Here is a 22,338-nt window from a genome sequence, read left to right on the forward strand (position 1 = left end):
TAGCCAAACGCGCGCTTTACCCGCTTTAAAAATATGTGCTAGAATCTTTTTCTTTATCGGGGCGTAGCGCAGCCTGGTAGCGCACTTGCATGGGGTGCAAGGGGTCGAGTGTTCGAATCACTCCGTCCCGACCAAGAATTTCCCCAAAGCTTGATACCACCAACAAGCTTGACGCTTGGTTTCGATTATCGAAAACCAAGGCAGACACCAGCAAAAAACGGGCCTTGCAAACTATTTGCAGGCCCGTTTTTTTATTGCCGGGAGCCAGACTTTGGCGTGAGTCCGAGGAATAAAGCCGTTGGGCGGACCGTATAAAAACACCATAAGACACACCAGCCATTTGGTTGCCCAGGTTTGAGCAACCCAGAGCCTGGCATGCTGTTCATGAAGACGGGACGTGCTCAAAAGCTGAAAGTTGCAGGTTAAAGCTTCACACACTAGTTTCAGGTTTGCAGCAGTTTATTGCAAAAGCTGTACAGCTTGTTATCACCCGTAATATGCGCGCCTTCGAATCAAGTGGTTTCTGGGGCGTTCGTTTGTGGGGCCCGGTCCGGCCGATTCGTCCTTGGCTCGTGTCTATTGTGTTTCAAGTCGAGGTAAGCCTTGAGCGGGCAGCCGAGGGTTCTTCGTCACTTGAGTCGATGTTACCCTTGAAGGGTAACTGCGATGGCGCGGCCGTTGCAGCCGTTCGGACATAAAAAAAGGGGGCTCAGTTTGAATTGTCGCAACGGTATCGATGTTGTCTCTGACATCCTTCAGCCATGGTTCAGTGTCTTTTTGATTGTGTTTATGCTGTGCGTACCTGCCATGACCCTGGCTCAGGACACAAGCAGCGCCCAACCCAGCTCCCCCGACACCGCGGTGTCTCCCTCCGGGCCCTCGCCGGCTGAGCTGGGCTCGCCGTCTTATGGCGTTATCGCCGACTTGCTCGAAAATGAGCAATCCCGGAACGCCCTGATTGACCAACTGCGCCATCTTGCCCGGCAGAACGATACCGCTCAGCCAGGGCCGTCGATACTCTCTGAGTCCGGCTCCGAGGCACATACGGCCGTACCGCCTGACGACGCGGACGACCCCTTGGGCGGCGTAGCAGGAGCGCTGCAAGAATTCGCAGCAGGGTTGGCAGAAGATTTTTCCGATACAGCCGTAATGCTTCGAGGTCTGTTCGCGGGCGACGGAATTCACGGCATGACTGCAGAGCAGTGGCGTTCGCGCTTGCTGAACTTCGCATTGGTCATTGCGGCCACCTTGCTCGCCTTCGGCGTGTTCAGGATGATAGCGGGATTGTTCTTTCGCCGTCTGGATGCCTGGGTGCAGCGAAGCCAGCCGATCCAGCCGGACACCGAATATGGTGCACATGCGACGGGTCGACACAAGCACATTCGCCTGACGCCGCGCGTGGGCGCCATTTTGGGTGCCCTGGCGATTGACGCCGGCGCGATCCTGCTAGCGGCATTGCTGGGGTACGTACTGGCCTTGTTCATTCAGGAACAGTGGCGCACGTCCATCATGCTGGCCCTCATCTTTGTAAGCGCCTTTGTAGCGATTGAACTGGCACGTTCGCTATGTCGCGCTGTGTTTTCCGAACGTCATCCCCATCTGCGTCTGTGGCACATGGATAATGAAAGTGCGCAGTACTGGAGCCAGTGGCTGCAACGGATCATCAGCATTACAGGCTACGGGATGCTGGTAGCGGTTCCCGTGCTTTACCAGATGCTTACGCCATCCGTCGCCCAGTTGGCCGGGTTGTTCATCATGCTTGGGGTTTACATATATGCCGTAAAAGTCATCTGGCACAGACGCAAAGACGTTCGCAGCAGGCTCGAACAGCGCGCCCAGACGGCATCGAATGCCTTCTTCTCGACCTTGTATCGCGTTGCAGGCCGCTTGTGGCATTGGGTGGGTCTGGCTTACTTCACCGCGTTGCTGATAGCCACACAAATGGACCAACAAGAGGCACTGCCCTTCATTGCCCAGGCTACGTTGCGAACCCTGATCATCGTCGGCATTGCGACGCTGCTTGCGGCGGGGTTGTCGTCGTTGATGGCACGGCCCATCGCCGTGTCGCCAGATCTTAGAAGCCGGCTACCGCTGTTGGAGCGTCGACTCAATTCCTATGTGCCAAGCGCCATCCGTTTACTTCGCGGGGTCATCCTGGTCGTGGCCCTGCTTCTGGTGCTGGATGCATGGCGAGCATTCAATCTGAGCAGTTGGCTGTATTCGCCGGAAGGGCGCCAGGCAGTAGCCACCCTGGTCCGCGTAGCCGTGATCCTTCTTTTTGCCCTGGGTGTATGGACGATCGTAGCCAGCATTATCGAAAGCCGGCTCAACGACGATTCCACTGGAAAGACCACGGAGCGCCAGAAGACCCTGCTTTCCCTGTTTCGAAGCGCCGCCTTGTTTGTCATTGTGACCATGACGGTGCTGGTCGTGCTGTCCCAAATAGGCGTCGATGTCGGACCGCTTATTGCAGGAGCGGGAGTCGTGGGACTGGCAATAGGATTTGGCGCGCAGAAGCTGGTTCAGGATGTCATCACGGGCGTGTTCATCCAGCTCGAGAACGGGATGAACCATAACGATGTGGTCGAGGTGGCCGGTATATTCGGTACTGTCGAAAAAATCACCATTCGTTCGGTCAGCATCCGAACGCTGGACGGTGGCTTCCACCTCATTCCTTTTTCGGCCATCGACAAGGTTTCCAACCACATGCGCGACTTTGGCTATCACTATGGTGAATACGCCATTGCGTATGGCGCCGATGTGGACGAAGCGATCCGTCACCTGCACGACGCATTTGCGGAGTTCATGGAAGACCCGGAACTGGCAGGAATGGTATTGGGCGACATCGAGATCCCGGGAGTGACGTCCTTGCATGAAAGGGGCTACAACATCCGCGTGCTTATCAAGACGGTACCGGGGATGCAATGGGCCGTGCAACGTGGGTTCAATCGTCTTGTTCGCAAACGATTTGCGGCTGCAGGTATCGATCTGCCATATCCACAGACGGTGCTTCATTTTGCCAAGCCGCAACCAGGTGATGCGGAAGGGCTTTCCATTTTCGAGCGCAAGACTGAGTCCAGCAAGGAAGGCGGCGATACGCTTGAGCCTAAGCAAGCGCCGTCTGCCTAGGCTGCAAGCGTTTCATCCCACATGGAAATGAGCCTCGGGATGCCGGACTCGACTGTAACCCTGCGTGCTCAGGCTATAGATCAGGGTCAGTGGGCCAACCCGGCCCACGAACATCAGCACGATCAAAAGGACATGGCTGGGGGCCGACAAGCCGGGAGTCAGGTTTCTGGTAGCCCCGGTCGTGCTCAGTGCCGAAATCACTTCGAACAGCACATCAATGAAATGGGCTTTTTCGATGAAGCACATGATCAGGGTAGCCATGAAGGCAAGGGCGCCGGTTACCAGGAGCAGGGCGAGGGACTTTTGCACGACATCGGGTGACACAGTGCGCCGAAGCAGCACTACCTCGCGGCGACCCCGGATATAGGACCATGCGGCGACAAGGAGTACGACAAACGTTCCCACCTTGATGCCACTGGCCGTACTCAAGGACCCGCCGCCAATGAACATCAGCAGCATCAGCACAAGTGTGGTTTCGTCGCGCAGGTAAACCAGGTCGAGGCTGTGAAAACCGGCAGTGCGAGACGCAACGCTTTGAAGCCACGCTGTCAATGCCTGGGCATGTCCCGAAAGACCTCCCAGTGTGTCGGGATTGCCGGCTTCAAAAGCCCAGATCAACATGAAGCCAGAGATATTCAAGAGCAGCGTAGCCAGCAGAATGACGCGGGTATAGGGAGCCAGCAAGGCCCACTGACGCTTGCGCCGCACATCGTTGATCACGGAAAAACCGAGTCCGCCAAGGATAATCAGGGCGGTTGTAGCCAGAACAGTGATCGGATCGCCAAGGTGATGAGCCATGTTCGTTGCAGGCAAAGACATTCCGCCGTTATTGAATGCCATCACCGTGTGAAAGACCGCTTCGGGCAAGGCGTTCAGGAACCCGGACACCGGCGTCCACCAGGCAGTCAATATCAGGATGCCCATGATTTCGATTGCAGCACTGAGCTTGAACACCAGAAAGGCCGTCGAGCGGATCTTTGACACGCTGGTCTGATCAAACGCCTCTAGAGCGACAGTTTGATACTGCAACGATACTTTCTTACCGAGGGTCAGGGCGGCAACTACAGTAAGCGTCACAAATCCCAGGCCGCCGACCTGCACAAGTGCGGCTACAACCGTATGCCCAAAGGGCAACAGGTACTCATTCGGGCCAAGAATGCTCAGCCCGGTTACGGTCACCGCGGATGTGGCGGTAAACAGGGCTGTGAAAAATCCCAATGGTTTATTTGCCGCGAAAGGGAGGCAGAGCAGCACGGTCCCGATCAGGATGAGGACAGCAAATCCCCCGGCCAGCACCATGGGCGGACTCGCACTGAAAACTCCGCGATTCCGTAGCCGCCGGTAGGAATCGTAGCCGGGCCAGAGTTGTAGAAGACGCATTGCTATCCGGACCTGTCAGGCAAGTTTGGGCGCGATGGCCTTGAGGGCGTGCAGTTGCCCAAGTAGCACCAGAACGTCATTGCCGCGTACCTCGAACTCGGCAGGCGGGTGGACCGTGATTTCTGCCCGGCGCTTGACAAGCAATACGTGGATGGAAGAGGGCGTGTTCTGAAGCAGCTTGCTGATGCTCATGCCGTCCAGTTGGTCACTGACATGAATTTCGACGACAAATTCGCCATTGCCCAGCGAAATATAGTCTTCGACCATGGGATAGCTGAGCGCCTGGGCAATGCGTATGCCCATCTCTTCTTCGGGATGAATGATGCGGTCGACACCCAGCTTGTTGAGGATCAGATGATGAGCATGAGACGACGCCTTGACCCAGATGGACTTGACTCCGAGGCTTTTGAGCTGCACCACGCATAGCAGACTCGTCTGGATATCGTTGCCAACCGCCACCAGCACCACATCGTACGTGTCGACACCAAGTTCGTCCAATGCCTGTTTGTCGGTGACATCGGCAATCACGGCCCGGGTCAGGTCGTCTGCGTACTTGGCCACGAGTTTGCTGTCGGCATCGACCCCCAATACTGAGTGTCCCAGCTTTATCAGTTCTTGAGAGGCGGCGGACCCAAATCGGCCTAGCCCCAGCACAGCGAATTGCGCCATATTTTTATCATTGAAATTGAATTCAACGAGTATATCCGGGCGAACTATGTTAATTTTATGTGTACTAGGGTTTTCCTTAATAATACTTGCATATGACCAGTCTGTTCGAGCCCGTTCGCCTCGGCGCCGTCGATTTGAAGAATCGCATCGTGATGGCGCCGCTTACTCGCACGCGCGCCGCTCCCGGACGTGTACCTAACGAATTGATGCGGCAATACTATTGCCAGCGCGCCAGCGCAGGACTCATTGTTTCGGAAGCCACCTCCGTCTCGCCGCAAGGAGTTGGATACCCCAATACACCTGGCATCTGGTGTCACGCCCAAGTCGAAGGCTGGAAAAAAATCACTCAGGCCGTTCATGACAAGGGTGGCAAGATGTTTCTGCAGCTTTGGCATGTGGGCAGGGTGTCGGATCCCGAACATCTCAATGGCGAGATTCCGGTGGCACCCAGCGCCATCCCGTGTGAAGGGCATGTCAGCCTCCTGCGGCCCAAGCGTGAATATGTCGTGCCCCGTGCACTGCAAATCGACGAAATCCGCGGTGTCGTGGCCGATTTTGCGCAAGCGGCCCGCAATGCCAAAGAAGCGGGATTTGACGGCGTTGAAGTACACGCCGCCAATGGCTACCTGATCGATCAGTTCCTTCATGACGGCTCAAATCAGCGTACCGACGACTATGGCGGTTCGATTGCCAACCGTGCGCGTCTGCTGCTCGAGATCGTCGACGCATGTGTGGGCATATGGTGTGCCGATCGGGTAGGCGTGCATTTGTCGCCGGGCGGCCCATCGCACTCTATGTACGACACGAATCCCAAGGCGCTTTATAGCTATGTGGCCGAGAAACTGGGTCAGCGCAAACTGGCGTTTCTTTTTGTGCGTGAAGCGGCAGGGCCTGATCGTCTGCTGGGTACCATCAAGAGCTTGTTTGGTGGCCCCGTCATTGCCAACGACGGTCACGATCTCGAAAGTGCCCAAGAGCTGCTCGACTCAGGCCTGGCCGACGCCGTAGCGTTTGGCAGGGCCTTTATTGCCAATCCCGATCTGGTTCGTCGTCTGCGCGAAGATCTGCCGCTCAATGCGTGGGATCCATCAACGTTCTACGGCGATGGGCCAAAAGGCTATACCGATTATCCCTGTATGTCGGCTTGCGTTGCTCCCGAAGTTTCTGCCTAGAGGTATCATTCCAATAATAAAGATAGACCCCAAGGTGGAGAAATTTCATGAAAGCATGGACTGTGGTGCTGGCGACAAGCCTGCTTGCCGGCTGCGCACTGGGTATTCGCAACGACGGTAGCTCACCCAGCGTATCGTTTACCGTGCCGCACAGTTATCAGGTGGTATATATGCGAGCCGAGAACCAGGCTCGAGAGTGCCAGCGCGGCGAAAGTACCACCGAAGTCCGCAGCCAGATCGATCCCGATATGCGATCGGGCGTCGTTTCGATCGTCGATCCGATTATCGGTGTCGAATATGCGCGCACTGTGCTCAAGGCAGTCGACGCGAAACACACCGAAGTCGTGCAGACGGTGTCGGGCAAGGGCTCATGGAACCAGGACGCGCTTAACGCGATGGAACAATCGATCCGTATGGATGCGTCAGTCTGTCACGTGTATATGTAGTGTTTGCACAGCGCGCGCCCCTGCGCACGAATCTTCAGACAATTCTTCGCATGACTTCGGCTCAACCGCAGGCCCGGGTGTCAGTCTGAACCGGGTTTTCGTCTTACGATTTTAAACGTGGCACTGGCCGTGGCCAGGAGTGTGCCGGTCTCGTCGCGAGCCTGACCTTCACAAAATGCCAGTGACCTGCCGATTCTGAGGCAGCGCGCTTCAAAAATGACTGTGCCGCGGGCGGGCGCCAAAAAATGGGTTGTCATGTCGATGGTTGCCATGCCCGTATTGGCTTCATGCGCGCGTGCGGCAGCACTCAGGGTGAAGTCCAGGGCGCTCATCAGGGCGCCGCCGTGTACGTCGCCCCGGCTGTTTACCAGGTCGGGACGATGTGGCAGGCGGGTACGGGCCAGGTCGGTTGACAGATGTTCGGGAACCAGGCCCAGAGAAGCCATGAACGGGATCTCTAGCCCGAAGTAATCCGGGCTCTCGGACCCTGGATGTTGAGACGAGGTACTGCTCATGGGTTAAGACGTGCCTTGACCTTGGCGGAGACCTGGGACATATCAGCTTGCCCCGCTAAAGACGTTTTGAGCAGGCCCATGACCTTGCCCATTGCTGCGGGACCTGTCGTACCTTGTGCCGTGACCGTATTGACGGCCTGGTCAATCGCGGCGTCAATCTGTTCGGGGCTGGCCTGCTCGGGCAGGAACTCCTGCAATATCTGAAGTTCGGTTTTTTCTTGCTCGGCAGTTTCAGTGCGGCCCGCCTGCTCGAATGCGGCTATGGATTCGCGGCGTTGCTTGACCTGTTTTTCGATGATGGCGGTTATCTCGGCATCGTCCAGCTCGCGTCTGTCATCGACTTCTTTTTGCTTGATGGCAGCCTGAAGAAAGCGCAAGGTGGCAAGGCGAGCGCTTTGCTTGGCACGCATGGCGGCCTTGACTTCGTCGCTTAACCTGGTCTTGAGCGTATTGCTCATGGTGATTTCCTGGAATTTGGGTTAGGGCGGATACGCCATGCACACTTTAAGCGACTGGACCATACTTGGAATGAAGTCGCCGTGTCTGATTCATTTTAACAATCTGGTGTCCATGCGTCGAAGCATTATGCCTAATGAAAATTCCGGCTATGAATGGGCAGGGTACCCAATAAATGGCTCAGATCCACGAGCCGTCCGGCCATGAGGTGACAGACACCTTCGTGACGCTGCCAGACGCCATGCACAGCCATGAGGCGAGATTGCAGCAAAGGCAGGCGTTGACGTTCTGCCACTTGCGGCCGAACGATTACGTTGACGATGCCGGTTTCATCTTCGAGACTCACAAAAATGACGCCGTTAGCCGTTTGTGGACGCTGCCGCATGGTGACCAGCCCGCAGACTCTTGCCAAACGCCCATCCGGATGCCGCGCAAGCTGGGCAGCGCTCGAAAAAGGTTTTAGTTCAGGCAGCTTGCGCAGCAGGGCAAGGGGATGGCGTCTTAATGTGAGCCGTAAGCTGCTGTAGTCGGCCAGTACCTCTGCGCCTTCACTTGCTGGTTCCAGAAAAGGCGCTTCAGTTTCGCGGATGGGTGCGTCCTTCAGCAAACCTTTCAGGGGTGGGTTTGAAGCCTGCCACCGGGCCTGTCTTCTGTGACCGGCAAGCGAACGCAAGGCGTCAGCCCCGGCCAGGCGCTCGAGTTCGGCACGGTCAAGCGAAGCCCGTACAGCCAGATCATGCAGATCACGATAGGCGCCGTGCTGGCGTGCGGCTTCAATGCGTAAACCGGCCTCTTTTGAAAAACCCTTTATCTGATTGAAGCCAAGCCGCACGGCGGGACGCAAGGAAGATCTGAAAGAAGTTTGGGAACGAACGGAGCGCCTGGCATGGGGTGTACAAGCCTGATCGTCCGGCAGGACCAGACTGGTTTCCCAAGAACTGGCCGTAACGTCTACCGGCAAGACCTCAACGTGATGGCGGCGCGCATCTTGCACGAGCTGGCTCGATGAATAGAAACCCATGGGCTGGGAATTGAGCAGGGCAGCCAGAAAGGCTTCGGGCTCATGGCATTTGAACCAGGCACTGAAATAAGCCAGCTTGGCAAAACTGGCTGAATGGCTTTCGGGAAACCCATACTCGCCGAAGCCTTCAAGCTGCCTGAAAATGGCTTGTGCATAGTCTTCGGGGTACTGGTTTTTTTTCATGCCGTTGATGAGTTTTGCATGAAAAGGGCCGATACCGCCCTTACGGCGCCAGGCCGCCATCGAGCGGCGCAGCTCGTCGGCCTCGCCGGGCGTAAAGCCGCCGGCAGTGATGGCAATTTGCATGGCCTGTTCCTGAAAAATAGGAACCCCCAGTGTGCGTCTGAGTATCTTTTCGATATCGGGGTGGGGGTAGGTGAACGGTTCACCGTTTCGGCGGCGCAGATAAGGGTGCACCATACCCCCCTGGATGGGACCCGGCCTTACGATGGCCACCTGCACGACCAGATCATAAAACTCTTTGGGCTTCAGACGCGGCAACATGCTCATCTGGGCGCGAGACTCGATCTGAAAGACACCAATGGTGTCAGCGCGACGGATCATCTCGAAGGTAGGCCCGTCGTCGTCCCGAAGCTCATCCAGGGTAAAGGGCCGGCCACGTCGTTTGGACACCAGCGCCAGCATGCGGTTCAACGCCGACAACATGCCCAGGCCCAGCACATCAACCTTCATGATTCGAAGCGCGTCCAGATCGTCTTTGTCCCACTGGACAACGCTGCGTTCGGGCATGGCGGCGTTTTCGATGGGTACCAGCCGAGCCAGATTGTCATCAGCCAGCACAAAGCCGCCCGGATGCTGTGAAAGATGGCGGGGAAAGCTGCGCAAGGCTTGCGCCAAGGCCGCCCACTGCCGGGCCAGCCGTGACTCGACATCCAGGCCTTGCTCGCTCATTTGGCGCATGAGGTCGCCCTTGCCATCCCAATGGCGACATGATTTGGTGACCTTGTCGATGAGATCAGGTTCGACACCCAATGCTTTTCCGGTATCGCGCAGGGCACTGCGTGTACGATAAGTAATGACGACCGCTGCCAGGGCGGCCCGTTTTCGTCCGTATCGACGATAAATGTATTGGATGACCTCTTCACGGCGCTGATGCTCGAAATCCACGTCGATATCGGGCGGCTCGTTGCGCTCGACACTGATGAAACGCGCAAACAGATTATTGCCGTTGTCGGGGTTGACCTCGGTAATGCCCAGGCAATAACAGACCGCCGAATTGGCAGCGGAACCTCGGCCTTGGCAAAGTATGTTCTGGCTGCGTGCAAACCTTACGATGTCATAGACAGTCAGGAAGTAAGCCTCGTAGCGCAACGTAGCGATGATGCTCAATTCGGTTTCAAGCTGGGCCTGGACTTTTGCCGGTATGCCGGAAGGATACCGCTTGCGGGCACCGATAAAGGTTTCCTGACGCAAATACTGCTCGGGAGTCATGTCCGCAGGAACAGTTTCACGTGGATATTGATATTTGATCTCGTCCAGACTGAAGCGACACATCCGGCTGATGGCCAGGGTTTCTTGCAAGGTGCTTGCCGGATAAAGCTGCGACAGGCGCAGGCGACTGCGCAGATGAGCTTCGGCGTTGGAAGCCAGCGCATGACCGCATTGCGAAATGGGGATTCCCAGACGAATGGCCGTCAGCGTGTCGTGCAAAGGCTGTCGCGAACGGGCGTGCATGTGGACATCGCCTGTAGCCACGATGCGCAGATCATGTTTCCGCGCCGCATGCCACAGGGTTTCGATATGTCGGGCATCGTCATCACGGTGATGCAAGGACAGCCCTAGCCAGAAGCCTTGTGGAAACGTCTGGCGAAGATGCAGCAGCTGCTGGTGCAAAAGGTGGGGCTCGGGACAATAGGCAGGTTTGAAAATAATGAGGCAGCCGGGCAGGCCGCACAGGTGTTCCAGACCCTGCGGTGGACGCCGGATGTCTTGCAGGCTTATTGCATAGTGGCCTTTTGTCGTGTCGCCGGTACGCGCCAGCGTGATGAACTCGGAAAGATTGGCGTAGCCTTGGGCATCACGCGCCAGGACAATGATTTGCAGTTCGTTGGACGAGCCTGCATCCAGGGTGAAACGGCTGCCGATAATCAGGTGAATCTGATGCTCGAGCGTTTCGATATGCGCGCGCACCACACCCGCCAACGAGCATTCGTCGGCCAGCGCAATGGCCTTGTAGCCCAGTTTGGCGGCCTGTTGTACCAGCTCGTGTGGGTGAGAAGCACCTTTCAGGAAGCTGAAGTTTGAAATGCAATCGAGCTCGGCATAATCGGGCAGATGATCTGGCATGTGCTATCCGAACAAACCATGCAAAAACCAACGGGCGCTTATGGATGCGCGCTGACGATATATCCAGTAGCGGGCATATTGGGCATCCTGGGCGATGAAATAATCACGTTGCTGATGTCCTTCGTCGCTCCACCAGCCGCTTTCGAGACGCTCCGGCCCTTGAATCAGGCGTAACCTGCGGCCTTGATAAAAAGGACTGTTCTGTTGCACATCAAGGGCCACAGGGGGATCAAGAAGCCAGAAGGGTCTGTTCTGCAGGGGCGTCCGGTGTGTTGCAGAGGCGGCCTGCCCGGAGGAATGCTTGCTTGCCTGCACGATTGCACCTGCTGGTGTCCAGCGATTGGCAACCTCGGGCAAATGGCTGGCAACCGGTCTGGGTTGCAAGACACGATCTTCACCCAATCGCGCCCGCAGCAGATCGAGCAAATGGTTTTCTTGCCGTGCCCATTGGGCAGGCTCAGGGAACAGGCCCGGATTGTGCGGCGTTCGCTCGCAGGTTTGTTCAACAATCAGTTCAACGGCGATAACGTGATCGACCAGTACCATTCGATTGAACTGTTCGGCCAATGCAGGCAGAAAATCATCAGGGCGCCAGCCCGCCTGAGACAGAGAAAGCATCAAGCGGCTGGGAGGCCGGGCATGACGGCCTTTCTCGTGATGCAGCAAGAAAACCAGCTGATCTGCAGCACTGTGCCCGGCTTGCAACCAGCCACAAAGCTGTTCGACAAGCACATGGGCAATACCCAGAACAGCGTGCACATGCTCCAGGCGCTGCAGGGTTTCGTAACGCTGCTGAAAGGTTTCGGGCAGCGATGCCCAGGTGTAAAGGGGGGTGCTGGACCCATAGGCAGCATCCAGGGTTTGGATGACTTCGGGGCGGGTGCGGTGCTGAAGCCCCTTGCGAGGCAAACGACGCAATTGACCCAGGGTGAAACAGCCCAGTTCGTGGATCCACTCAAGCCAGGGGAGCAAGGCCGGCAGGCTGTCGACAGGCAGGGAATCAAGCCGTTTGGTGAGGGTGCGTGGTCTGAGCACACGACGTTGCCGGGATTGTGTTTGCAGCGCCAGGGCCCAGGCGCCCTGAGCCGTAGGAGCCATGGCCAATCGTGTGGTAAGCCCCAACCCCTTCAAGGAGCGGCACACGTTACGCCACAAGGCCCGCGGACCGCCAAACAGTGTCAGGCTGGCGGCAATATCCATGACCAACGAATGCGGATCAAGAATCGCGATGTCCGGCGTGTATTGCAACAAGCAAAGCAGAGCCTGCCGCAAACCGTCGGCCTCGGCCTGAAGATCCCGTCGACGCAACAGGACATCAGGGGCCAGAGCCACAGCCGTGCCGCGTCGCATGCCGGGCACGATGCCCGCTTCTTGGGCTTCTGGTGTCAGGGCGCATACTTGGTCCTGATCAAGAACGGCTGCCGCAAGCCCTTTAGTGCTCCACAGCGGAAAGACGGCGTCCAGACTGTGAAAGGGCAGATGAAGGCTGATCCAGAGAGACATGCTTGGAACCTGCGCCGGAATAGGCGCGTTGAGGATACAGGGCGATGGGAATGGCCTGCTCGCACACTGGTCCGCGACGTTTGAGAACCTGTACCTGCAAACCGTGGGAAGCTGACCGTAATCCAAGCCGCAACGGTGCAGCACAAGGCTGACGACTTTCGACCGACGAACGCAGCATGATAAAAAGGGTATCGCTTTGCCTGGCGGCCACATGCAGGCGTCTTAATTCTTGAGGATGGGCGCCCGAGGCCCAGCAAAGCAGGGCAGAGCAGGCGTTATGCCGAAGGGTCTGTTCGCAGGCCCAAAGGGTGTCACGCAGGGAGGCTGTGTGGATCCACAGGGGTTGAGGCGGAAGTTTCCAGGCCGACCAGCAATGCAGGTGGGGCACATGAGGCGGTTGAATGAACATGATGCGACGCTTGCTGTCCAATCGGGCCAGGGCCGGTTGCAGCAAAGCGATTTCGCCAATGCCCGCACGTTCGAGGGTAAGCTCGATCAAGGACCCGATAGGCCAGCCACCGCCCGGTAATTCGCGATCGAGCTGGGCATAGCCGGTAGAAAGCGTGAGGCGCTGTGCCTGCGCGAGCTGGGAGCCTTTCCACAGAGCCGGATGGATACGTTCGGGATGGCGCAGCAATAAAGGAGAAGTGTGCTTCATGAGTGCGACCAATACTGTTTATATATACAGTATATTCTAATGGAATCGCACTTTCCGTCCAGTTTCTGGATTTGTCACAAAGATTTAACTGCTAATCTAAGGTTATGCACCATAAGGGTAATTATTGTTCATGACTACATCCTACGGCCCTACCGATCCAATGCCCCTGATCTACGTGCCCGCCCAGGGCGCGCCCAGGCAACTATTCGTCCTGCTTCACGACGACGCCGCTTCACCGGCACAACTGGCTCAATTGACTCAATCCATCAAGCAGGCCTTTCCTCAAAGCATGGTTGTATTGCCATACGCGCCCCTGCACACTCGCGATGAAATCCGTCACTGGTTTGACCAGAACGATCTGAACGAAAAAAACTACGTCGAACGGGTCAAAGCCGCGTTGCCTGCGCTCGTGAGCTTCATCCAGCGCATTCAACGACAATACCGGCTCGAAGGAGAACACACCGCACTGGTGGGTTTTGGTCAAGGCGCCACCATTGCACTCGAAGCCGTACACACACAGTTTGATCTGGCAGGACGTGTCGTGGCCTTTTCAGGCAGTTACGCAAAACTGCCCGATATGGCTCCGCCCGCTACAACACTGCATTTTTTGCACGGCGAAAACGACCCGATCATGCCATTGATGTTCCTGCAAGAAACCCATCAGCATCTGGCCGAACTGCAAGGCGACACTACACTGGATATCGCTTCTCAGGTCGGACACGAGCTGCACGATGCGCTTATCAGGCAAGCTATTTACCGGCTTCAAACCTGCATACCTTTACGCAGCTGGAAAGCAGCTCTGGGAGAACTGAAAAACGACCCGGATAACGACGAAATCGATCCGGACAACCTCATGCCCCCGAGTCCGACACTACATTAAACGGCCAGTCATGGCGCTCGCCAGCCACACCTTGCCGGTCGTAGGTAATTTCGCTGAAAAAGCCGCGACCATCACGATTTACGGCAATCACTGTCGAGCAGCGGGTACCGTATTCGGGGCTGATGATGAAGGGGCTGCTTAGCAGGCGCTCACGCTCCAAAGAAAGCCCCGTGCTGGGCAAGAGTTCGTCATCGGCAATTGTCTGGTCCTTGAGAATCTCAAAAACCGGGTTCAGCGATCTTGCAAGTCGCTCAAGAGGAAAATCGTCCAGCCTTTCCTTCAAGCGTTGCGTTTTGGGCCACGCCGTATTGAGCAGATGATTCGACAATACATATCGCCCCGCATCGAGCAAGACAGCCTCGTGAACCTCGCGTCTATTAGCAACGTAATAGGCCGAATCGAGATTTCCGACGATAAGATTGAAGCCGTTATAACGGGTTCCATCTGACGCTACCCGACTGGCGTAGTCGCCCGCCGGCGTCCGGCCGGTCAGATAATCGGCCACCAACGCTCCCCGGGACGCCGCCTGGGGATCGTAAGACATATCACGAAAGTTGGTGAGCAGGCCGAATCTTCCCTGACGCGTTATTCCAAGCCAGGTACCCCCCGCCACGTTGTCCATACCAGCCAAGACGTCCCGACAGGTCGGCCAAGGGGCGGCCGAAGTGGTGGGGCGAGCATGGAACTCGTCGCGATTGGCAGCAATGAACAAGGGCCAATCAGGATGGGCGCCGATGGCCAGATAAGCGATGCACATAAGGCAGATGGACAAAAAAAAGACTGGGCTAGCTTACCGCAACCCTGCAAAGCCGGCCTTTGACATGCCAGGCGGGCTACAGCATGGCCAGATTGGTCTCTTTTTCGACAAAGTTGCGCAGCCGGACTGCGTCGCCAATGCGGGAATAGCTGCCACTTGCGTTGAGCAGCACGATGGCCAAGTCTCTTCCACCTATCCGCGCTACCATTACCAGGCATTGACCGGCTTCGTTGATGAAGCCGGTCTTGGAAAGCTGGATGTCCCAATTATCGTTCTTTACCAGACGATTGGTATTGTTGTACTTGAGAGTGCGCCCGTTGCCGACGGTGACCTGATAGCTTTCATTGGTAGAGTATTTCTGGATCAGGGGTTCTTGCTGAGTTGCACGCAGCAATTTGACCAAATCGCGCGGGGTCGACACGTTATTCTCTGACAATCCCGTTGGCTCGACAAAGCGCGTGTTGCGCATTCCCAGCGCCCGGGCCTTGTCGTTCATGGCTCGCACGAACGCGGGCATGCCGCCGGGATAGTGGCGTCCCAAGGCGTGCGCCGCGCGATTCTCTGACGACATCAGGGCCAAATGCAACATGTCGCCACGACTAAGCTGCGTACCCACACGGAGCCGCGATCGAGAATGCCGCACACGATCGACATCTTCGTCGGTGATAGTCAGTTTTTCGTCCATGGGCAAACCGGCCTCTGCCACCACCAGCGCTGTCATGAGCTTGGATATTGAAGCGATGGGACGGGCCTCATCGCTATTCTGTTCGTACAGAATGGTCGAGCTGGAGAGATCCTGCACAAAGGCAACTTCTGACCGCAGTTGAGCCAGTCGAGTGCTGGAGGCCGGGGACTGTTGCTTGGGCGGAGGGACCGAGGTGTCGAGCCGACTTTGCCTCAACGCAACCTGGATGACGCCCCCCTGAGACGAATTCGTCAATGCATGACTCTGTCTTTTCGCCAGCGTGGCCGCTTTGGAATTTGCCGACACCTTGTACGCTGAGGCTCCCGGGTCTTGCGCATGAGCTCGTTCGGTCACGAACGCACCAGTCAATAGCAGGGCGGCCACAGAGCAAGACAGCACAGATCGGGGAAGGGAGATGGGCATGGCAAATTCTGTCTCACGAAAACTGAAAGCGATCTTATCAGATAACTCTAAAATCACCAATATATTTATAGGGTTACATTCGTAAGTTAAAGCGGTTTTTGATATTTTGAGGAGTGCCGATGCCGTTCAGTGGGATTCCGTGCAATCGCAAGCAACCGGTAGTCAGGCAAGGCGGCCATGGGAGGGCTGTCGGCAGTCAATGAACGCAAATTGACCCGTACAATATCCCGCAATGAAACTTGCCCCGGATAAACACAATGAGCGCGACGGCGAACAGCAAAAGGTCTTTACTGAGCCGGATACTGAGCGGACTTTGTACGCTGATGCTGTTCCTGGCGGTGACAGGCTACAGTCAGGCTCAATCTGCCAGTCGTTTTGACGATACTGCACGGGTTGCAATCATCTCGGCATTTGAACCCGAAGTATCAATATTGCGAGGCCTGCTGCAAGGCGTCGACCGCCATACCATCAATGGGGTGGAATTTCTTACCGGGACACTCGAAGAACGGCCTGTCGTTGTATTGCTGAGCGGTGTCAGCATGATCAACGCTGCTATGAATACGCAATTGGCGATCGACCGATTCAATGTCAGCCACATTCTCTTCAGCGGCGTTGCGGGCGGCGTCAATCCTGATCTGAATATTGGTGACGTCACTGTGGTTGATCAATGGGGACAATATCTTGAGACGATCGCCGCACTCGAAAGCGAACCTGGCCGCTATGACGTCATGGGAGTGGGAGGCAGGGTGGACGCTCCGGGTTTCGGGATGTTTTTTACCCGACCCGTCATGGTGCGCAGCGCCTCCAACCCGACACTCCATGAAAAATTCTGGTTTGAGGTTGACCCGGATTTGCTGGCTGTCGCGCAACGTATCAAGGCGCTCGACCTGCGCAAGTGTGACGCCGAGGGCAAGTGCCTGACTCATCAACCCTCTCTGGTCATAGGGGGCAATGGCGTGTCAGGCCCCGTGTTTGTGGATAATGTGCAGCTGCGTGAACACCTGCACACCGGCTTCAATGCCAACGTCGTGGATATGGAAAGCGCGGCGTGTGCAATGGTGGCCTACAGCAATGGGGTCCCATTTATCGCGTTTCGATCGTTAAGTGACCTGGCAGGGGGCGGTGATGGTGCCGAAGAGGTTCACACCTTCCTCAATTTGGCTGCCGAGAACTCAACGCGTGTACTGTTGGAATTTTTCAAGGCCTGGAAGGAAATAGATGAATGAAGTACACCGAGACCCCTGCAGAACGCCTTATCCGGCAACTTGGCCTGCAGCCGCATCCCGAGGGCGGCTTCTACCGCGAAACCTATCGCAGCGGCATGAGTGTTCGGGTCGATGCCCGTGAGCGCAGCGCCTCCACTGCCATCTACTATCTGCTCGAGTCGGGAAACTTTTCTGCCTGGCATCGAATCGCTTCGGATGAGCTCTGGCATTTCTACGCGGGTTCGCCTTTGAATATTTACGTGCTTAACGATAGCGGACTCACTACCCACCGTCTGGGCAACCCCCAAAACGATGCCTCCTGTTCCTTCCAGGCTGTGGTGCACGCGGGACACTGGTTCGCGGCGCAACTGGCTTTCGATGCCGACCCGTCAAGTCAAGGCCGGCAGGGTGGCATGCCGGCCGAGCCCAACCCGTATGCGCTTGTTGGCTGCACCGTGGCACCCGGCTTTGAGTTTACGGAATTCGAATTGGCCGACTCGCAGGCACTGGCCCGGCAGCACCCCCGCCATGCCGAGCTGATCCACAGGCTGGCCCCGGGTGGCCAGGGAAAACCTGAAGGCTGACCGCCGCAACTAGCTCTTCGCGAACTGATCTTTCCGCGGGGACCGAACCGTTTGAACACGCCACCAGGATGGCAACAAACCGCGCACGGCCGGCCGATTGTATCGGTCATCCATCAAATAGACGACACCCTGATCCTGTGGTGTGCGTATGATGCGTCCGGCCGCCTGCACCACTTTGCGCAGACCCGGGTACAAATAGGCGTAGTCGTATCCACGACCCGCGAAGTTTTGTTCGAGACAGGCTCGCAATGCCTCGTTGGCAGGATTCCACTGTGGCAGACCCAGGGTAGCGATAAACGCCCCCACCAGGCGATCCCCGGGTAAATCGATTCCTTCGGCGAAGATTCCTCCAAGGACGGCAAAACCAATACCACAGCCACCCGCCTGGAAACGATCGAGAAACGCGGCTCTTGCTGCAGCGTCACGACCACGTTCCTGCAACCAGGTCGGAATGTCGGGCTGCATGCTATTTACTGCCTCGGCCAGACGGTGCAGATAGTCAAAACTGCTGGCAAAAACGAGGTAATTGCCAGGCCGGCGCGCGTATTGGCTGGTAATGGTATGCGCCATTGGCGCCAGAGACGTCTGCCGGTCGGCCCATCGAGTAGAGATGTCGCCCACAATGCAAACATCAAGCTGGTCTGCGCTAAAGGGCGAATCCACCTCCGTCCACCTGGTCGTATCGGGCAATCCCAATACGTCTGAATAGAAACGTCGGGGCTGCAAGGTGGCAGAAAAAAGCACGCAAGCATGTGCGGTATCAAGGCGGGGCTTCAGATAGGGAGCAGGCATGACATTGCGAATACTGCATTCGGTCCGGGAATGTCCTTGAGTGAGCACGGGAATCGTCGTTTCGAATAGCGAGTGATTCCCGAAGCCTTCTGCCAAGCGCAAAAAGAGCTGCACATCGAAATAAAAGCGCAGGACTCTGTCGTGACCGTCTTGCTCCAGCTTGTCGAGCTGATCGGAAATGACTCCCGACGCACCCCGCAACGCCTGGATAAAGGCCTGAGGCAAGGTTGGGTGGCACTGATACGGCTCGGTTTGATCAGCAAGCAGGTCACTCCAGGCTCGATCGACTTGTGCCAATGCGCTGCCGAGCCGGTCATCGAGATTCGACAGGCCCTTGAGTTCTTCGCGTGCGAGTGTGGCCGTATACATGGCGCGCGCTCGCTCAACAAGATTGTGGGCCTCGTCAACCAGAACTCCTGCCCGCCATTGCTGGGTGGACGTCTGGGCATGCAAGGTCGCACCGACATCGAAATAGTAGTTGTAGTCGCCCACAACCACATCACACCATTGCACCAGTTCCATGGCCAGATGGTATGGACATACGGCATGCCGCAACCCGACCTCACGGAGAGTGGCCCGGTCGAGAAGCCCTTGTTTCAGCGCAGTTTCCCGGGCACTTGCGAGCCGGTCATAAAACCCCCTCGCCATTGGGCAACTGTCACCGTGGCACTGTTTGTCTGGATGTTCGCAAGCCTGCTCGCGGGCGGCCAACTCTAGAACTCGCAGGGAAGGGGCGTCTGAATCCAGCATCATCCTTGCTGCCCGAAGTGCGACTTCGCGGCCCGAAGTCTTGGCCGTGAGAAAGAACACTTTGTCCAGCGTGCTGCCGGCACTTTCGACCGCCATGGCCTTCAATGCAGGAAACAGGGTGCCCATCGTCTTTCCGATGCCCGTCGGTGCTTGAATGGCTTGATGTTCGCCGTCCCGAATTCCGCGAAAGACAGCCTTGGCCAAAGTACGCTGCCCCGTTCTAAACGAGTCAAAAGGCATCTGCAAGCTGTTCAAGGCGGCGTCGCGCTCTTGTCTATGCCTCAACTCCTGCTCGGCCCATTGCAGGAATTCGGTGCACAAAGCGTTGAATGTCACCTGGAGTTCTGCTGCGCTGCGGGTTTCGCGACGCAGAGTCTCGCGGCCCGTGGTGACATTGAAATACACGAGAGCAAGCTCAATTTCGTCCTTGGCCAGCTTCTGGCACATCATGTGGCCATACAGTCGCAACTGGGCCCAGTGCAACTGACTTTGGCTGGCCGACATGTCACGCAGGCGACCACGATAAGTCTTTATTTCTTCCAGCCGACCCGCATCAGGATCGTAACCGTCGGCACGCCCACGCACCCGCAACAACCCGTGCTGCAATTCCAATGCGATCTCTTTTTGATACGAAGCGCTGCGCCGGCCCATGACGATGCGATGCCCCGCAACACCCTCCTGACCGCTGGGGGCCAGATGAAAGCGAAGGTCAAGGTCGCCCCGCCGCGCTGCGAACTCGCACAGGGTACGCACCGACACGGCATAGGTCATGGTTTGCTTGCCCAACTGACGAAACAGACCGAAACCGGCATGCCGTGTTCCTGGAAATAGGCCAGCCAGCGGCGCTGATTGTCCTGTAATCGATCGCCAGGCCCCTTGACTTCGATCATGCGGTAGTTTTTTTCAGCCGGCAGGAACTGGATCAGGTCAGGCAGACCCGAACGATTTCCCGGAATGTCGCGGAGCAGTCGCTTGAAAATCTTTTTGAGATGTACGGCCGGCATGCATTCCAGCGCCATTTGCAGGAGTTCTTCGTCCAGTGCCGGCCAATGCACGAAAGCGCACTGACGCCCCAGTTTGGACTTGAAGTTTTGCATTATGGTTTGCCGATACAGGCCCGAATCCAGCTCTGCCAGGCGAGCGTCGAGCATCTTTTGTCGGCGCACTACAAATTCTGGAGTGTGAAGATCGGCCGGGCCGCGCTGAAAGGGGTGAAAGAAGGCTCCAGGCAAAGGCGCAAAAATGACGTCCCAGCACAGAAGTCCGAACAGGCCATTGACCAGGAGGTTCTCGACATAGCGAACAGGTGCCTCTTCCTGTTGCAGCGCTCGTCGCACTCGCTCTTCGATGCCAACTGAGTCATCGGTGAATTCGACTTGAAGCTGGAAAGAGTCGGGTACGGTGGCAGGGCAGGTTTGAGCGGGCAAACCCAGCTTGCGCTGCAGCCGTGGACGCATGCGAGAAAAGTACTGAGCTTCGGCGTCATTGCCGGGATCGGCCAGAGCCGCGTCAGCTTGGAACAATGCGTCTGCATACCGCTCATCGCGTTCGAGCACCCGAACACGCCGCATCCTGGCCTCGGGATGGCCGCTGGATTCATAGGCTGCTAATGCGTCTTGCCACCGCTGCATTCGCTCGAAAGCCTGACCAAGACGAAACAGCAACTTGGAGCGACGCCGTTCAAGCCAAGAATTGGGATAGGGCTGGGTGGGTACATCAGACAGGATGACTTCGGGAGCCTCGCCGGCCAGTAAACGCTCGGAACACACGTGCAGGTGCATGTAATTTTCGAGATCGACCCGGCTTTCAAGGGCACGGCATGAAAGCGAAAAAGCAACCGGCTCGTATTGATACAAGCCCAGATCAGCCAGGACGAACTCGCTCCAGTCCTGGCGGAGATTCCCGAAAAACATAAGGCGGATACGATCGCAAAGAGGCATGATGCGCAGTTCGTAGATCGCATCGCCTGAATCGGGCCACCAGGCCTGCAAAGGCTGCGATCCGTGGTTTCCTGACCTGTGCGGGACTGGAGCCGCGCCGGCCGCCTCAGCGCATTCAGTCGCCGCGAGCTGGGCCACGTGCTCGAACATGGCAGCTTTTGGCATGGAGCTCGTCACGCCCTTACTTTGGAACACATGTGCCAATTCAGATTTGGTGAACAGCGCAAACAGATGCTTCAGATCGAGCGCAGGACTCGTGTCTACCCAACCGGCGTCGGCCAAAGGCTGCAGCGCCGTTTTCGTGCAGCCAATTTCAGAATATTCAAGTTTGCTGTGGCGAAAGAATGTGCCACGGCGCATTACCATTCGGGCCAACAGCGCGCGCGCCTGCTTGGGCAGGCCCCGATATTGCTGGATGAACGCGAGTTCTTCGCGGGACAGGACGTCTGGATATCGCTGGTCGACCCAGTTCAGTACGAACTCGAAGTTGTCGAGGTAATAGAAGGGGTTTTCGAGCTGCCGGGCCATGATTAACAAGACTGTGTATTTGAACAGTATATCAGCGCCTGGCCTCGGTGACTGGCAGGGGGGTCGCTGCCCCTTCGCTGCAGCGGCTTTTTACCTCATATCAGGGGCGGAGAGAAAAATGGCAGGAACCGGGCTATTGATGTTGCTGGACGACATCACCAGTATTCTGGATGACGTCGCGTCCATGACGAAGCTGGCCGGCAAGAAGACCGCGGGCGTATTGGGGGACGATGTTGCGCTCAATGCTGAACAGGTCAATGGGGTGGCCGCCAGGCGTGAGCTACCCGTTGTGTGGGCCGTGGCAAAGGGCTCGGTGCTCAATAAGATCATCATTGTTCCGCTGGCATTGCTGATAAGCGCCGTCGTCCCCGCCGCAATAAATCCCATTCTGATGCTTGGAGGCCTGTACCTGTGCTATGAAGGTGCGGAAAAAATAATCCATTCGCTGACACACCGAAAGGGATCTGCCAGCGTGCACGGCGCCGGACACGCGATAAGCGGTAAACCTGTCGCCGCTGGCAACGATACCCCATCGCGC

18 protein-coding genes and 1 tRNA gene are annotated in these 22,338 nt (G+C 56.9%); 8 read left to right on the top strand and 11 right to left on the bottom strand.

Annotated features, from left to right (window positions below; all coding sequences use genetic code 11):
• The first annotated feature begins 57 nt into the window (after positions 1-57).
• Together Q1J88_RS01740 and Q1J88_RS01745 are read left to right on the top strand one after the other, a co-directional pair.
• Positions 58-134: transfer RNA gene (locus tag Q1J88_RS01740), tRNA-Pro, on the top strand.
• 580 nt (positions 135-714) lie between these two features.
• Positions 715-3,129 (top strand): mechanosensitive ion channel domain-containing protein, encoded by a 2,415-nt coding sequence (locus tag Q1J88_RS01745; RefSeq protein WP_301115675.1) that lies wholly within the window; start codon positions 715-717, stop codon positions 3,127-3,129.
• Positions 3,130-3,141: 12 nt separating this feature from the next.
• Here the strand turns inward: Q1J88_RS01745 and Q1J88_RS01750 are convergent, their stop codons facing one another.
• Both Q1J88_RS01750 and Q1J88_RS01755 read right to left on the bottom strand, forming a co-directional pair.
• Positions 3,142-4,509 carry a potassium transporter TrkG gene (locus Q1J88_RS01750; RefSeq protein ID WP_301115676.1) on the bottom strand — a complete coding sequence of 456 codons (1,368 nt, stop codon included), beginning with the start codon at positions 4,507-4,509 and terminating at the stop codon, positions 3,142-3,144.
• 15 nt (positions 4,510-4,524) lie between these two features.
• Complete coding sequence (locus Q1J88_RS01755; protein WP_301115677.1) at positions 4,525-5,178, bottom strand: TrkA family potassium uptake protein; 654 nt, start codon at positions 5,176-5,178, stop codon at positions 4,525-4,527.
• 92 nt (positions 5,179-5,270) lie between these two features.
• Between Q1J88_RS01755 and Q1J88_RS01760 the strand changes: the two genes are divergently transcribed.
• Positions 5,271-6,350 carry an alkene reductase gene (locus Q1J88_RS01760; protein WP_301115678.1) on the top strand — a complete coding sequence of 360 codons (1,080 nt, stop codon included), beginning with the start codon at positions 5,271-5,273 and terminating at the stop codon, positions 6,348-6,350.
• A 47-nt stretch (positions 6,351-6,397) separates the two neighbouring features.
• Positions 6,398-6,796 carry a BPTD_2524 family lipoprotein gene (locus tag Q1J88_RS01765; RefSeq protein ID WP_301115679.1) on the top strand — a complete coding sequence of 133 codons (399 nt, stop codon included), beginning with the start codon at positions 6,398-6,400 and terminating at the stop codon, positions 6,794-6,796.
• A gap of 80 nt (positions 6,797-6,876) precedes the next feature.
• Here Q1J88_RS01765 and Q1J88_RS01770 read toward each other — a convergent pair whose 3' ends face one another.
• From Q1J88_RS01770 to imuA, 5 genes are all read right to left on the bottom strand, one after another.
• Positions 6,877-7,311, bottom strand: coding sequence for a PaaI family thioesterase (locus tag Q1J88_RS01770; RefSeq protein ID WP_301115680.1), 435 nt, complete (start codon positions 7,309-7,311; stop codon positions 6,877-6,879).
• Entirely contained in the window at positions 7,308-7,769 is a 462-nt protein-coding gene (locus tag Q1J88_RS01775; RefSeq protein ID WP_301115681.1) for a GatB/YqeY domain-containing protein, read from the bottom strand. The genes Q1J88_RS01770 and Q1J88_RS01775 overlap by 4 nt, the downstream gene beginning before the upstream one ends.
• 131 nt (positions 7,770-7,900) lie before the next feature.
• Positions 7,901-11,095 (bottom strand): error-prone DNA polymerase, encoded by a 3,195-nt coding sequence (locus tag Q1J88_RS01780; RefSeq protein WP_301115682.1) that lies wholly within the window; start codon positions 11,093-11,095, stop codon positions 7,901-7,903.
• 3 nt (positions 11,096-11,098) lie between these two features.
• The gene (locus Q1J88_RS01785; protein ID WP_301115683.1) at positions 11,099-12,598 is read right to left on the bottom strand and encodes a DNA polymerase Y family protein; all 1,500 of its coding nucleotides are present in this window, start codon (positions 12,596-12,598) and stop codon (positions 11,099-11,101) included.
• Positions 12,528-13,256, bottom strand: coding sequence for a translesion DNA synthesis-associated protein ImuA (gene imuA, locus Q1J88_RS01790; RefSeq protein ID WP_301115684.1), 729 nt, complete (start codon positions 13,254-13,256; stop codon positions 12,528-12,530). The genes Q1J88_RS01785 and imuA overlap by 71 nt, the downstream gene beginning before the upstream one ends.
• A gap of 130 nt (positions 13,257-13,386) precedes the next feature.
• On the opposite strand from imuA, the gene ypfH reads away from it, so the two are divergent.
• Positions 13,387-14,136, top strand: coding sequence for an esterase (ypfH, locus tag Q1J88_RS01795; protein WP_301115685.1), 750 nt, complete (start codon positions 13,387-13,389; stop codon positions 14,134-14,136).
• Here ypfH and Q1J88_RS01800 read toward each other — a convergent pair.
• Together Q1J88_RS01800 and pbpG are read right to left on the bottom strand one after the other, a co-directional pair.
• Entirely contained in the window at positions 14,108-14,908 is an 801-nt protein-coding gene (locus Q1J88_RS01800) for an NRDE family protein (protein WP_301115686.1), read from the bottom strand. The two genes, ypfH and Q1J88_RS01800, sit on opposite strands and share 29 nt — an antisense overlap.
• 61 nt (positions 14,909-14,969) lie before the next feature.
• Positions 14,970-16,001, bottom strand: coding sequence for a D-alanyl-D-alanine endopeptidase (gene pbpG, locus Q1J88_RS01805; RefSeq protein ID WP_301115687.1), 1,032 nt, complete (start codon positions 15,999-16,001; stop codon positions 14,970-14,972).
• 257 nt (positions 16,002-16,258) lie between these two features.
• Here pbpG and Q1J88_RS01810 point away from each other — a divergent pair, with 257 nt between their 5' ends.
• Positions 16,259-17,227, top strand: coding sequence for a 5'-methylthioadenosine/S-adenosylhomocysteine nucleosidase (locus tag Q1J88_RS01810; RefSeq protein WP_301115688.1), 969 nt, complete (start codon positions 16,259-16,261; stop codon positions 17,225-17,227).
• The gene (locus tag Q1J88_RS01815; protein ID WP_301115689.1) at positions 17,224-17,790 is read left to right on the top strand and encodes a cupin domain-containing protein; all 567 of its coding nucleotides are present in this window, start codon (positions 17,224-17,226) and stop codon (positions 17,788-17,790) included. Before Q1J88_RS01810 ends, Q1J88_RS01815 begins: the two co-directional genes overlap by 4 nt.
• 9 nt (positions 17,791-17,799) lie before the next feature.
• Here Q1J88_RS01815 and Q1J88_RS01820 read toward each other — a convergent pair whose 3' ends face one another.
• Together Q1J88_RS01820 and Q1J88_RS01825 are read right to left on the bottom strand one after the other, a co-directional pair.
• Complete coding sequence (locus Q1J88_RS01820; RefSeq protein ID WP_301115690.1) at positions 17,800-20,103, bottom strand: ATP-dependent DNA helicase; 2,304 nt, start codon at positions 20,101-20,103, stop codon at positions 17,800-17,802.
• Positions 20,100-21,800, bottom strand: a complete 1,701-nt coding sequence (locus Q1J88_RS01825; protein ID WP_301115691.1) for a VRR-NUC domain-containing protein — start codon at positions 21,798-21,800, stop codon at positions 20,100-20,102. The genes Q1J88_RS01820 and Q1J88_RS01825 overlap by 4 nt, the downstream gene beginning before the upstream one ends.
• Before the next feature lie 118 nt (positions 21,801-21,918).
• On the opposite strand from Q1J88_RS01825, the gene Q1J88_RS01830 reads away from it, so the two are divergent.
• On the top strand, positions 21,919-22,338 hold a 420-nt coding region (locus tag Q1J88_RS01830; RefSeq protein WP_301115692.1), incomplete at its 3' end, for a DUF808 family protein.

The organism is Pusillimonas sp. (assembly GCF_029263785.1).
GTDB lineage: Bacteria > Pseudomonadota > Gammaproteobacteria > Burkholderiales > Burkholderiaceae_B > Pusillimonas.

Excerpts from the sequence above, each read along its gene's own strand:
- imuA (WP_301115684.1), bottom strand. The coding sequence starts at position 13,256 with ATGAAGCACACTTCTCCTTTATTGCTGCGCCATCCCGAACGTATCCAT.
- Q1J88_RS01750 (WP_301115676.1), bottom strand. The coding sequence starts at position 4,509 with ATGCGTCTTCTACAACTCTGGCCCGGCTACGATTCCTACCGGCGGCTA.
- Q1J88_RS01760 (WP_301115678.1), top strand. The coding sequence starts at position 5,271 with ATGACCAGTCTGTTCGAGCCCGTTCGCCTCGGCGCCGTCGATTTGAAG.
- Q1J88_RS01780 (WP_301115682.1), bottom strand. The coding sequence starts at position 11,095 with ATGCCAGATCATCTGCCCGATTATGCCGAGCTCGATTGCATTTCAAAC.
- Q1J88_RS01775 (WP_301115681.1), bottom strand. The coding sequence starts at position 7,769 with ATGAGCAATACGCTCAAGACCAGGTTAAGCGACGAAGTCAAGGCCGCC.
- Q1J88_RS01815 (WP_301115689.1), top strand. The coding sequence starts at position 17,224 with ATGAAGTACACCGAGACCCCTGCAGAACGCCTTATCCGGCAACTTGGC.
- Q1J88_RS01770 (WP_301115680.1), bottom strand. The coding sequence starts at position 7,311 with ATGAGCAGTACCTCGTCTCAACATCCAGGGTCCGAGAGCCCGGATTAC.
- Q1J88_RS01810 (WP_301115688.1), top strand. The coding sequence starts at position 16,259 with ATGAGCGCGACGGCGAACAGCAAAAGGTCTTTACTGAGCCGGATACTG.
- Q1J88_RS01820 (WP_301115690.1), bottom strand. The coding sequence starts at position 20,103 with ATGACCTATGCCGTGTCGGTGCGTACCCTGTGCGAGTTCGCAGCGCGG.
- Q1J88_RS01825 (WP_301115691.1), bottom strand. The coding sequence starts at position 21,800 with ATGGCCCGGCAGCTCGAAAACCCCTTCTATTACCTCGACAACTTCGAG.
- Q1J88_RS01785 (WP_301115683.1), bottom strand. The coding sequence starts at position 12,598 with ATGTCTCTCTGGATCAGCCTTCATCTGCCCTTTCACAGTCTGGACGCC.
- pbpG (WP_301115687.1), bottom strand. The coding sequence starts at position 16,001 with ATGCCCATCTCCCTTCCCCGATCTGTGCTGTCTTGCTCTGTGGCCGCC.
- ypfH (WP_301115685.1), top strand. The coding sequence starts at position 13,387 with ATGACTACATCCTACGGCCCTACCGATCCAATGCCCCTGATCTACGTG.
- Q1J88_RS01765 (WP_301115679.1), top strand. The coding sequence starts at position 6,398 with ATGAAAGCATGGACTGTGGTGCTGGCGACAAGCCTGCTTGCCGGCTGC.
- Q1J88_RS01755 (WP_301115677.1), bottom strand. The coding sequence starts at position 5,178 with ATGGCGCAATTCGCTGTGCTGGGGCTAGGCCGATTTGGGTCCGCCGCC.